Here is a 12,291-nt window from a genome sequence, read left to right as displayed (position 1 = left end):
GCCTATACTGAGCTATCACTACTCAGTATAGGCATTTTGTTATGATTGAAAGTAAAACACTAGGTAGCGCCGCTGGCGTGCAATATCAAGGCGTTATCGACAAGACAGAAGGTACTAGCCTGCCGTCATTGGTCAATGGTGTGATCGTTGGCCGATTTAAACGCGGGCGTATGGATAAGCCGTTTAAAGTGACCGCCAGCAATTACAAAGCGCTGCTAGGCCATGACCCTTCTAATCCAAGCTACCTTGCGGTAGAGGACGCGTTCAAGCGGGGGATCAGCGAGGTAAGCATCTTGCGTACTGGTGGCGGCGCACCCGCTAAGAAGAACAAGGTTAGCTATATAGCCGTTATTCCCGTAACAGGAATATTTATTAAAAAACCGGAGGAAATGAGATGATAGGCGCAGCAGCATGTTTAAAAGTTCAGATTAACGATGACTTACCAGTTATCCAAAGTTATGTCGATACAAATAATGACGATCCGTTAGACATTCAGTATGAGCAAATAGCGGTATTCTCTTTGTTGAGTCCATATTTTATAAATAGCGAATCTCGCGCCAGTTGGGATTTGTTTTCCAAAACAGGCTTACGCCCTATTGGCGCTCGAATGGTTATCGGTACAAATATTTTTCCACCAAACAATATAATGGTAATGGCCGCCTTTAATGAATATACATTAAAAGGTTTTTTAAGTTCCTTTAGCTCAGATTTGGTTTTAGGTGCAGATGCGCTGCCGTCAGACTGGGTAGACATGGTAAATGCAACACCAATCAACGAGCTACAAACACTGATTGACGACCATGCAGGCTCTAATGACGCAAACTTTAATTACACAGGATTGCGTATTAATCATCAACCAGCAACGCTAACGCTACACCGATGTACCGCTGAGGAAGTAGAGAATTTGTACCGAGGCGACCATGACCTTCACATTGATGTTTTTGATGCGGTGAAAGAAATGCTTGTCAGCCAATGGCCAGCGCTTGATGAAAACGGATTATCGCAAGCGGTTTATGATAAAGCGACCGATACCATCATTTTTAAATCAGACTTTACTATAATAGCAACGCCAGCGCCAGCATAGATTTTAACGCCGTGCGCTTTAATGGAACACCCCTAAAAGCCTAAATCAAACCTTGCCTATACTGAGCTATCACTACTCAGTATAGGCATTTTATTATGAGCGCTCAGACCCTTTATTTAAGTATTCTAGCGTCTTCTATGGCACTGACGGAATCACCTGATCCCGCAGCGCTGGCAAGCGTAGAGCTTGTCACGGAATACGCTTTTGACTCAAACGTCGTAGCAAAAGTCATGGCGGTTGATCAAAAAACCCTTACTACCGCAGCCGACCCCTTGGACAACCTTGTTTTTAAGATCGGCTTTAATGACAAGATCGACGGCAGTACGATAACGGAATTAAAAGGCCGTTTATACACTGGCGGCGGCGTTGAAGCACTAGAAGAACAGCACGCCGATAATTTTGGTTATATCACAAGCAAGCTAGACTTTTACGGCGCATTGGATAGCCAATATGATTTTTTTGAGTCTGTCACGACCAGTTATAGCGCAAGCAAGGCAGAAGCGATCAAAACAGCGCTTGAAACCATGGGCGCATTAAACGAGCTTGGCGCTTATCGCACCAAACAAGTTGAGTTGGCCGTACCAGCCAGCACCGTAACCGACCTGACACCAACAGAGCTTAAAAATTCGTTGTTAGACATGCGCGATCGTCCACGCTACCTAGTCACTTGTGACGTGGCCAGCCTACCTCATATTGAAGCGCTGGCCGAGGTGATGGGTAAAATCAACTGTCATGTATTGCTCGATATCGGCAATATCACCGACTGGCAATCAGCCGTAGCGTTAACTGAAACACTAAGCATTAATGACCATCGTTTTTGGGTATTTTGGAACCCTAACAAGTCACGCCCAAGCAATGCGACAACCGTGCTGGCGCGTAAAAAATGGCGTCCATGCGTTGGTGATCTACTAGCCCAAACGCTACTACGTAATGCTCGCACCAACAGCTCAGGCATACCGCCTATCAATAGACCGGTTGCTGGTTACGACTTCCCTGTGGCATTTCGTGACATGGAAAAAATGGCAGGCGTATCGCTTGATGAAGAGGCGCAAAACGCACTTGCCAGCGCTGGCGTGAACGTGGTTATCAATGAACGCTTTGAAGGTGGTGATCGTTGGATCTATGGTGACGCGCTCACTCAGTACGATAGTAAAAATAGCGCCTTACGTTTAACCAATAGCGCCGAGATTGAGACTTATACGACCAATCTTGTGCTATCTATCGTCAAAAAACACTTACTAAAAGGCATGACCAGCTTTGTGCGTGATGCTCAGGACGAATGTAGCCGTGCCCTTGATGCGTGCGTGGCAGCAGGATTACTGGTTCAGCCGTCTGAGCTTGGCGGTCTGTATTATCTATTGCAAATCACGCCACGCGCTGATGACCCGTTTAGTAAAGCAGATATTAAGTTTAGCCGCCGTCCTGAAGGATGCGCCCGTCAAGTATTCTTTGAAGGCACTGTTACTAAGTAGTTATTAAGCCTTATTTATTAGCGTCATCGCATGGCGCTAGTCACAACCTTGTTTATTTATAACCCCACACTGAAAGGATTAAATTATGTCACGCGATTTTATTACCCAGCGCCGCCTTAACCGTCAACACGACCAAGCGCAAGCACAATTTGACGCACTAACCCCGCAAGAAGCCGCCGATAAGATGGAGCTTGACCCTATCTCTGAGCGCATGGCGATTGCAGCGACCAGTCAGATGCGCCTTGCTGCTTTAAACGTCGCGTTTATGCTGTCTGCCGTACTTACCGATGGCGAGTATGACGATGAAGATCTGCTACCTAGTGAGGTGTTAGACGGTCTTATGATCGAAGCATTTACTGATGATGATGACGATGATAGCGACATGGGTGAGATTGACGAAAACGTCCGTGTTACCTTCTCTGCGCATGTATCAGATGCGCTATCAACACTAGGCGTTGAAGATGCGGTTATCGCTGATCTGTTTGATGACGAGATTGAAGTGGCTGATGCCGCTTGCCTTGCCGCTGCTGAGACTGTGTTAGAGAATATGCCAGATGACGGTGAAGCGTTTGATGATTTTGTCGCAGCATTCGCTTATAGCGACGACGAAGGCGATGATGAAGACGAAGAAAGCTTTGATAGCATGAATGAGGAATACCAGTTTGACGCTGCTAAGAAAAAACTGCGCGCTGGCAAGAAAACCGTTAAAAAGGTCAATGGTAAAACATTGGTCTATAAAGCCGTTAAGGCCATCCGTAACGGCAAGAAGGTCACGATCAATAAGCGCATTAGCGGTAAAGTCAAACTAAATGCTAGCCAGCGAGCCGGACTGAAAAAAGCACGTCGCAAGGCTGGTACGTCCTCCGCTATTCGTAAGCAGATGCGCTCGTTTGGCAAAGGCTTGCGAGCTAATATCTACAAAGGTAACCCAAATCGCCTACAAGCGCTTAAAAATGCTGGTTATGCGCGTAATACTAAGGCCAATTTTGGCAAGTAGTGTCACCTAGCATATTCGTGATAACAAAAACCTAGTCAGCAATGGCTGGGTTTTTTGCTACCTACAACAATGGAACACACCAAACGAGCCAGCATGGACAGCGATACAATAGATAAATCAGCAACTATCTATCTAGGTCCACCATGAAACTATCCGATATCACCGAAAAAACACATCTTGTTAAAGACTTTGTCAGTCAGTTAAAAAAATCAACCAAGCAAGCGATACCCATTGTTGAAGTGGGCAAAACTGCGCGCGTATCAGGCGCAAGCGCACGTCCCGTCAATATGGTACTTGAGAATGGTCAGTCCGTTAAAATCTATTTGCGTGTCGTCAGTGCTAAAGACGAAGACAACAAAGATATTGAGCGCTTCGATATCTTCCGTATTGATGTCAACGGCAAGGCGCAGCCACTATCAGGCGATTACGATAACAGCTACCGACCTGCTTTTGATGCCTCAGTGACCGCGCTTGGTAATATGCTACGCACCGGTCAAGCAGCCTTCGATAAGTCACGAGCCAAGCAAAAGATACGCAAGCCGCGCACCGGTCCCGCGCCTAAAAATAAAACCCAGCAACTTAAAGAGCTGGTCAACGATGCGGGCGATCTTGATAAGACTATCGACATCAAGACCAAAGAGAAGGCAGGGCTTGAGCAGCAACTCACCAATCTAACCAGCCAGCCGTAAGCTGACACAAGCCACGTATTGTAAGGATTGTTATGCAAAACAGCTATATTGTCGATGCGTTTTTATCTGGCACCGTTTGGGTATCGCTTATCTACCTATACTTTGCTTGCCGATCGCGGGTCGTTGAGCTTAATACTCTGGTCACGCCTGACTCATTTTTGATGGCAATCACCAGGTTATTAAAAACATCCATCATTATCGCTGTGCCTTTTATCGCCATCTTAAGCTTTATGTTGTGGCGCTTTTATGGGTTGATGCTGGCAAGTCAGACGTGGGGTGCAGGCGGTATAGGGCTTTTGGTTGTCATGTTTGTGGTAGGTGCTCCTATGATATGGCTGTATGTGCTACTCGTTTGCGTCAAGCATAGCCGCTTTATTGGTTCTGTTGAGGTAGCAACTGATGACAAGCCAATGCCGCAGCCAAGCCAAGCAAGGGGCGCGTACTCATGATTGATGCGGCTAAAATAAAAGCGATGGTCAATCATTGGCTGGATACCCCGCCAAACGGCTATTTTGGTCAAAGCTATGGTGCTGATTTGCGCAATATGCTGCTACGTGAGCTGTCTAGCGACAATGCAGACAAGCTCCTTAAAAAGCTACGTCTTGATATACCGCTACTCAATCAACTTGATGACAGCCAGCTTAATATCAGTACCGAGACCCGCGACTTTGACAAGCTCTACGTGTACCTATTTATTGGCAATATTGCGATAGATTTAGGTGAGGCCAAAACCGAAAATTCAGATCAGGATTATTACGATGTCCGAGCGAAGTAAGATACTTGAGAGTATCAACAGTCATATTAACGACTATCCAGAGATAGCCGAACGCTGGCGAGCAGGTGATCCTACCGTGCGCGCCATGCTAACCTCAATCGTTGAAGCAGTCGTTTTTTTAAAACGTGATAACGATGTCAATGCCATTGAGCCGTTTATCAAGTCAAAAAATCGCACCATTATTGCTGACGCTATCAACAAAGGTATACTGCCCGTTGCCACGCCTTGCCAGCATAAAATAACGATTGAGAACAGAGCCGCCGCCACGCTTACCTTATCGCAAGGGCGGCTTATTGAAGATGGTACGGGCAGACAATGGCGGCTACTAGCAGCAGTTACCGTGGCAAGCGGTGCGTCTAAAACGGTACTGGCTGAACAAAGTGTCGTGAATCGTGTCGATATGACCATACCGCTTAATGAGTCATTTTATACCGCTGGCTTGTCAACCACAGATGACGCTTACTTTGCAGGCATTAGTGTCGTTAATACCACCACAGGCGAGGTTTATCAGCACACGCCAAACTTTATGAACGCAGGCATCAACATGCCAGCCTACACGCTGCAAAGTGACAACCTAACCAATATTAATGTGATATTTGGTGCAAGCGATAGAGCTGGCAAGACGGTGCAGGCAGGCGAGGTGTACCAAATTGCAATTACTCAGTGCTACGGAGAGGTTGATCCTAGCAGTTTAAGACAAGCCGCGCTTAGTGAGATCAATGTCAGTGACGAGAGCCAGTTAAACCTATATTTTAAAGCGGGTGACATGGTGCGGGCAGGGGCTAACCCTTTGACTATTAATCAGCTAAGATTGCTTGCCAGCTTCCCATCTATGTATGACCGAAACGCGGTCTTTATGGGTAACTTTACCTTTTTGGTGATGCAGCATTTTATGAACCGTTTTGACTATATGGCGATATGGAATGAAACCATCCATGAGCGCTACTATGGCGTGAATGTGAGTAACATTAACCACTTAAACCTAACGGTCGTTGCTAAGTCTGGCAATGCGGGTGAGCGTGAGCAGCTTATCACCGACATCAAGCAATTAGTGGCGCGTGCTGACAGCTTGCTTGATGGTCGCGTCAGGGTGAAGGCGGTGGTGGAACGTCCTTATCAAATTAGCATTACAGGTAGGCTTGCCGCTGTACATGATATTGACTCAGTACGCACGCAGATCAAAGAGCTATTATTGGCGGAGTATGGCAAAGGCTCATTGGCTGCTATTCACCATAATGCAGATGGCTTTAACTTGCAGGAGATTGCTACGCGCATACGCTCAACGATAAGCGCCTTTCAAGATCGCATTAGTGATTTTACGGTCAGTGGTGAGGATGTGGCAAGCCAGCCCGTAAAGCCGCATGAATGGGCATTTTTAGATACCGATAGCATCACCATCAACTTAACCCGTACTGCTGATAGCGGTAATGCTATATGGACGATGTGATATGGACAATACAACCCTTAGCGCTAGTGACTTTTTAGCGCCACTTGCCTTTACTCATAAGGCGGGCGAGCTTGAGCGGGCAATGGCAGGTGTTTTTACTGCTGTGGTTCAAGAGTATCAAGTAAACCAACTCAATGATATCTATAGTTATGGTGTGCCGTGGCTTGGTAGCGCCACTGTGGTTGAGCGTTTTACCAAGCTTAACGGCTTGGCAGTGCTACGTCGCAATGACGGGGGCTTGTCCGATAAACTTATGAGCACTATTTATGCCAACTGGGAGTCGATGGCAAGCGAGCGCGGACTGGCTTTTTTGCAATTCATGCTTGATATGCTGTACCCAAATCAGAATAAAATAGTTAGGCTTTGGCACTCGATAGCGCAGGCAGGTAGCTATCCTTTGTATTTAAGTGAGTCGCAAGGGGTGCGAAAATTTTTGACCAGCCGCATTCGCATCAAGATTGACTCTGATACTGACATCACTGAGCTATCAGAGCTTGCACCCACGCTATCTCGCTTGGTGCCGTGGCAGATTGTGCCAGAGGTGGCTGTTAGTATCGATACTGAAGACATGGGCGTTCAGGTTGCGCTGGCAGGTGAGATATTTCAAGTCGCTAACTTTTCGCCTTACTAAACCTATGGAACACCCCTAAACCCGCCCGCCCAAAGCACGTCAAAATAGCCCTATTACTTATCATCTTATAGGGCCGATCATGAAAACCAAAACTCCTAGCGCTCAGGCGTACCGCAAACAGTACGAAACCGCAAAATCACTAGGCGCGGCTATGCTGGCGTGTAACGCCGTTTTAGTGCCAGAGGGCTACAACAACCTATACTTGCTTATTCAAAACTTTCAGCGTCCTATCGTCAGTCACAATGATAGCGCTGATGTTGACTATGCGCGCGGTCTACAAGCACACGTAGCAGGTACGGTTAAAACCAACTTTGAAGGTCAGTGGACGCTAATTGAAACAGAGTCCGGCGCGATCTCAAAGTTTGCAGAAGACATCGCGGTTAAACATGGCGGTATTTTGCCACTCGTTCGCATCTATGACGGTTTTGTCGGTGACGGCGATAACATCAAAGGCAGCCGTGAGTATGAACTGATTGATTGTGCAATCACCTTTACCGATGGCGGCGGTGAAATCGATGCGGCCAGCCGTAGTCAAATCTTACAAGTGCAAGCGTCATGCCGTTATAACTATTTTGGCCAAAGCGGTAAGATTGGCGCAACCGGTAGCGGCGCGGATGTATTCGCTGACACCTTGACCAATGCGCTCGGCAGCCTTAGCAGTTTAGTACCGCAGGGTGGTTTAGACGGCGTGACTATCTTCGGTTAACCCCTAATCTTAATTAATACAGCCAAGGCTAAGTTATGAGCACCACTAGCACAGACGCCCATCATGTTATCGGATCGCTGCAAGATGCCGCCGAGGAGCTTTACGAAGAGCTAGTAACGACTGGCTCTTCGGTCATGCTTACCGATGTCGTTAAGATCATGATCGTGAATACTAAGAAGTATGCTGGCTGGTCAGGTGAGTTGCAGCATTGTCCAAAAGACGACGCCTCGTGTGTTAAGCCGCTACTCACAATCACTGAAAACACGGTTTTAGGTGTGGATGACTGGCTGATTATTGAGCCAGTGGTTCGCGCTCATTGCGACCTTGTGCAAGCCCGCCGCATGGAGGGAGCACAGAATTTAGGCGTACAACCCGCTGGCATGTCATCAAGCGAGGCGCTGCAATATTACAAAGATTCGCTTGAGTTGATGAAGCGTGAGGCATTCCAGTGTCAGCCGTTTAGTGTTGAGGTTCCCGAAAATAACGCCTTAGACGAGTTTTTTAAAGATAAATTTTGGAGTACAACATGGCGGAAACTATAGAGGTTTTAGCGTTTTTTGAGTCTATTGGGTTGGCGGTAGTTGATAACATGCCAAGCGATGATAAAAATCTATGAACATTCAGCTCGAAGATGGCAGTCAAATCGGCACCAATCTAATTAGCGCAATCTATCGCACTGATCTTGTGCCCGTACCTGTCACCATTGAGCTTGTCGTCAAAGCGGATGATCGATTGCATAAGCTATTATTAATTGATAAGACGCTGACCACCCCTAAAGACGTGTCGCTGACCATCGTTAAATCACAAGTTATCAATGAGCAATCTATCAAGGCTGGCAAGCGCATTGCCGCGCTGCATATCATTGCTGTCTTATCAGGATGCGAGCCACTGCTAGGCGTCACCAAAAAGGCAGTCAGCCTAGATAATACCAGCTTTAACGAGGTGTACCGCGCATTGGGCGCTAAAGTCCGCATTAAAAAAGACATCAAACTTGCCAGCTTTATTTGCCTGAAAGGTCAGATGCCAACCGTGGCCATTGCTAAAGCACTGCAAAAAGAGTCGGCGGTTATTTGTCATACTAATAACGGTTTGTCAGTCATTCGCCTAAACGAGCTAATGATAGGCGCGGCGACCTTGTTTGATAAAAGCGCTGTGCAATGGATCAATAATCCGAACGCTATCCGGCACGGCAACGTCAATTATCTGTCTATTGATGACAATGGCTCAGATATATTAGGGTCAGCACGGACTGAGCGCTCAATAGAATACTACCCACGAGCAGACAACCGCGAGCTACAGAACTTGCGGCGCATACTTATCACCAAAGCCACTATTACTCGCCAGCTCGACGAGCGCTTGGACGCAGGCAAGCTTATAACGGTTGACAACAAAACATTGGTAGCCTTAACCGCCGCGCACCGATTCGAGTCAGGAGCGTTAGGCGGTCCCGCTGTTATGGCAACAAAAGCGTGGCTTGCTGGCGTGGAGGATAGATCATGAGTCTTGTATCACCATACATACACCCCGCCAAACTTATCAGCTACGACAACACCAATCGCACGGCTAAAGTTTCTATCGCAGGGCTTACGGATGGCGTAGAAGAAGGCATCACCGCCATGATTGCCTACCCGATAGGCGATGATGACATGGACACAGAGCGCGAGCTGATAGCTGGTGCTGATGTGTGGGTGTTCTTTGAGCAAGGCGACACCTCAATGCCAGTGATTGCTTTTTACCGTCGTCACGGGCAAGGGCGAGCGGTGGTGGATGTTCGCCGCATACGTCAAGAAAATATCGAGCTACTAGCACGCACCAGAATAACCTTGGACGCTAAAGACTTGGTACATATTAAAGCCAAAACCATCACTATTGATGCAACCACCGTCAATCTTAATGCCAGTAACTTTAACGTCACCGCAGAAACGAGCGTTAAAGGCAACATCGGACAAGTGGGCAACTACTCAATGCAAGGCAATCAGTCAATCACTGGCAGCCATACCGTCAACGGCAATAGCACCTCTTACGGCAACCAGACAATCAATGGCAGTGTGTCTGCCACAGGCGATATCAAGGCGGGCGGCATATCGCTTAAATCTCATAAACATGGCGGCGTTGATACTGGCGGCGGCTCAACCAGCGGCCCACAATAACATTTGCTAGAACACAGCATTAATAGGCGTAAAACATGAAACTACTTAATACCATGGCAAACATGCTGATTAGCAATCGTGAGATGAAACGGTCTGCCACGCCAGCGGGCATTGGCGATGTCAATCGCCAGTATGAAGCGCTTAATCAGATGGAGCTTGGCACCTTTAACAGCCCTGAAAACGCGCCGCGAACCCGTCAAGATATCTACTCAACGTGGGAGCTGATGCAAAAGGACCCACAAATAGCAGAGGCATTAAGCTTGCATGTTACGGCAGCACTCGGCGGGCATGAAACCACGGGTGACATGATATTTATTACCCCGCATGAGCGCGTGCGTGGTAAAGGTCGACGAGCAAAAGAGTTGCGCGATAGGGTGGAGCGTGAGGCATTGCATATTGCGCCCATTATTAACCGTTACGCCTTCACCTTAGCGCGTCAAGCCATCGCCTATGGGGACAGTTACGCACGTATCTATACTGACAAGCGTAAGGGCGTGGTAGGACTTATGAACAATCGCCATACCGCGCCATCGCTTATTATGCCGTTTGAGCAGGCAGGCGAGACAGTCGGCTTTCATGGGTTAGAGGAAGAGGACTACGAGCGCTCTATTGCCAAGCTTACTCCTAGACAGCTATTGCGCGTCAAGATGCAGCGCATCGAGGTGATACCGCAGATGACCATGCAGGTATGGCAAGACAGAAAAACACTGATCTACAATGAGCGCTGTGACAATCCCATCTTGCCAGCGGAAATCGGTGGCTCATTCCTCTATCCAGTAGAGAAGCCGTGGAAGGATGTTGTTATTAGCCTTGCAGGACTGAACAATCAGCAAATAGCCGATAGTGTCAAACAAGCCTTTTTAACCGTCAATATGGAAGGTATGCCACCAAAACAACAAAACAAATATAAAGAAAGTATTACTAAAATGCTGACCAACTACCGCGATCAGATACAAGCGGCATTTAAAGGCGGTGAGGCATTGCATGGCACTAAGTATCATGTATTGCCACAATGGGGCGATAAGCAGATACTGCAGTCGGTAGGGGATTTATCACAGCGTAACATGCCTCTTAACCCTGAGACACTTATGCTCAACCTTCGCCGCGTGGCAGGTGGTCTGGGGATTGATTTATCCTTAGTCGGTTGGGCGGATATGCTGGCAGGCGGACTGGGTGATGGCGCGTCTTTTCAAACGTCCGCACAAATTATGCGTCGATCTAACCTTATTCGCACCTCGTTAATTGATGCCTTTAATCACTTAATGAGCATTCATTGGGGTATCAAGTACGGGGAATATTTTGATGCTAAAGAGTACCCGTGGCAGTTTGACTTCTTCTCAGATGCTGGAGCCGCTACCGCGCAAGCACTAAGCAATAAGCAAAACAAAGCCAACACACTGACTATCGAGATGCAGGCAGTACAGATGATAAAGGACTTGGGACTTGGCAAAGAGGCGACACAACTCATGCTTGAAGACCGCTTGGACTACGACTTATCTTTTGCAGAGAAGGTCGCTATTGCCATTACCGCGCCACCAATGGGCGAAGAGGGCTTGCCAGCAGGGATGCCGCAACCTCCTAGTAATGCCGATATGAGCAATAATCCTGAAGACGACGACTTGCCAGATGGCCTAGACGATATGGAGGATGACTATGAGGACTGATCTAGTGCAAGGGCTAATCGCTAGCAAAAATGATGTTGGGCGCGTAAAAGTAGGTACGGCAACCAATTCGCAGTACATGCAGTCTTTACAGTTACTCTATGGTAAATTACGGGTACATGAAGCGTTATTGCAGTGTATGTATGTGGTCAAGATTGAAGATATATTCGGCAATGGCCCTAACATTCCTTGGTTTAGAGATAAAACATTATGCTACCTAGCAACTGAGGCGGATATGTCGCTGGGTAGCGCTGATAGCGAGACCTTTTACGCTGGCTCGTATCAAGCAGGGTATCTGACGCAAAAAACAGCCGATGATATGGATGTGACGTTTATTGAGACCATCAATGGCGATATATCCAATTCCTACCGAGCTTGTCACAAACTTGCCTTTAATGACGATGGCACGGTGAACGAGTCTAAAAAATACGCATTTAAGTTAAGTGTTGGCCTTATCAATCATAAAAAACCCAACAGCGAGCCAGTTATCACAAGGTCATGGTTGGTTGGTGCCAAAAGCGCCCGTCCTGAGATTAGTAGTACGGGGCGTAGTGAGATTGTCAAAGTGCCAGTAACCTTTCAGAAGCTCAGGCCACTTATGTTTGAGCGATAATATCTCTTAGCTAATAAACCCACTCTTTGAAGTGGGTTTTTCTTTGCCTAACATTCAGCGGAACAC

The 12,291-nt window shown here is 47.3% G+C and carries 15 protein-coding genes; all 15 read left to right on the top strand.

What is annotated here, in order from left to right; translation table 11 throughout:
- The first annotated feature begins 41 nt into the window (after positions 1-41).
- The 15 genes from ACT3RN_RS00575 to ACT3RN_RS00505 all read left to right on the top strand — a co-directional run bounded on the left by ACT3RN_RS00575 (position 42) and on the right by ACT3RN_RS00505 (position 12,225).
- Entirely contained in the window at positions 42-398 is a 357-nt protein-coding gene (locus ACT3RN_RS00575; protein WP_444518347.1) for a hypothetical protein, read from the top strand.
- A complete protein-coding gene (locus ACT3RN_RS00570; RefSeq protein ID WP_444518346.1) occupies positions 395-1,084 on the top strand; it encodes a hypothetical protein in 690 nt (229 codons plus the stop codon). The genes ACT3RN_RS00575 and ACT3RN_RS00570 overlap by 4 nt, the downstream gene beginning before the upstream one ends.
- A gap of 95 nt (positions 1,085-1,179) precedes the next feature.
- Positions 1,180-2,556 carry a hypothetical protein gene (locus ACT3RN_RS00565; protein WP_444518345.1) on the top strand — a complete coding sequence of 459 codons (1,377 nt, stop codon included), beginning with the start codon at positions 1,180-1,182 and terminating at the stop codon, positions 2,554-2,556.
- Positions 2,557-2,641: 85 nt separating this feature from the next.
- Positions 2,642-3,553: a hypothetical protein gene (locus ACT3RN_RS00560; protein ID WP_444518344.1), complete on the top strand. Its 912-nt coding sequence runs from the start codon at positions 2,642-2,644 to the stop codon at positions 3,551-3,553.
- Between the two features lie 143 nt (positions 3,554-3,696).
- Entirely contained in the window at positions 3,697-4,242 is a 546-nt protein-coding gene (locus ACT3RN_RS00555; protein ID WP_444518343.1) for a hypothetical protein, read from the top strand.
- Between the two features lie 32 nt (positions 4,243-4,274).
- Positions 4,275-4,691, top strand: a complete 417-nt coding sequence (locus ACT3RN_RS00550; RefSeq protein ID WP_444518342.1) for a hypothetical protein — start codon at positions 4,275-4,277, stop codon at positions 4,689-4,691.
- On the top strand, positions 4,688-5,017 hold the full coding sequence (locus ACT3RN_RS00545) for a hypothetical protein (RefSeq protein ID WP_444518341.1): 330 nt from the start codon (positions 4,688-4,690) through the stop codon (positions 5,015-5,017). Before ACT3RN_RS00550 ends, ACT3RN_RS00545 begins: the two co-directional genes overlap by 4 nt.
- The gene (locus ACT3RN_RS00540) at positions 5,001-6,464 is read left to right on the top strand and encodes a hypothetical protein (RefSeq protein ID WP_444518340.1); all 1,464 of its coding nucleotides are present in this window, start codon (positions 5,001-5,003) and stop codon (positions 6,462-6,464) included. The genes ACT3RN_RS00545 and ACT3RN_RS00540 overlap by 17 nt, the downstream gene beginning before the upstream one ends.
- 1 nt (position 6,465) lies before the next feature.
- Positions 6,466-7,095: a hypothetical protein gene (locus ACT3RN_RS00535; RefSeq protein ID WP_444518339.1), complete on the top strand. Its 630-nt coding sequence runs from the start codon at positions 6,466-6,468 to the stop codon at positions 7,093-7,095.
- 79 nt (positions 7,096-7,174) lie between these two features.
- On the top strand, positions 7,175-7,801 hold the full coding sequence (locus ACT3RN_RS00530) for a hypothetical protein (protein ID WP_444518338.1): 627 nt from the start codon (positions 7,175-7,177) through the stop codon (positions 7,799-7,801).
- Positions 7,802-7,836: 35 nt separating this feature from the next.
- Complete coding sequence (locus tag ACT3RN_RS00525) at positions 7,837-8,343, top strand: hypothetical protein (RefSeq protein WP_444518337.1); 507 nt, start codon at positions 7,837-7,839, stop codon at positions 8,341-8,343.
- Between the two features lie 70 nt (positions 8,344-8,413).
- Entirely contained in the window at positions 8,414-9,301 is an 888-nt protein-coding gene (locus tag ACT3RN_RS00520; protein WP_192518107.1) for a hypothetical protein, read from the top strand.
- Entirely contained in the window at positions 9,298-9,951 is a 654-nt protein-coding gene (locus ACT3RN_RS00515) for a phage baseplate assembly protein (RefSeq protein ID WP_192518108.1), read from the top strand. The genes ACT3RN_RS00520 and ACT3RN_RS00515 overlap by 4 nt, the downstream gene beginning before the upstream one ends.
- A 35-nt stretch (positions 9,952-9,986) precedes the next feature.
- A complete protein-coding gene (locus ACT3RN_RS00510; RefSeq protein WP_444518336.1) occupies positions 9,987-11,615 on the top strand; it encodes a hypothetical protein in 1,629 nt (542 codons plus the stop codon).
- A complete protein-coding gene (locus tag ACT3RN_RS00505) occupies positions 11,605-12,225 on the top strand; it encodes a hypothetical protein (RefSeq protein WP_444518335.1) in 621 nt (206 codons plus the stop codon). The genes ACT3RN_RS00510 and ACT3RN_RS00505 overlap by 11 nt, the downstream gene beginning before the upstream one ends.
- Positions 12,226-12,291: the final 66 nt, after the last annotated feature.

Origin of the sequence: Psychrobacter sp. AOP5-GZ1-6 (genome assembly GCF_052376345.1) — a bacterium.
Lineage (GTDB): Bacteria > Pseudomonadota > Gammaproteobacteria > Pseudomonadales > Moraxellaceae > Psychrobacter.
The sequence above is the reverse complement of the archived record's forward strand: the minus strand, read 5'-3'. Positions and strand labels throughout refer to the sequence as shown.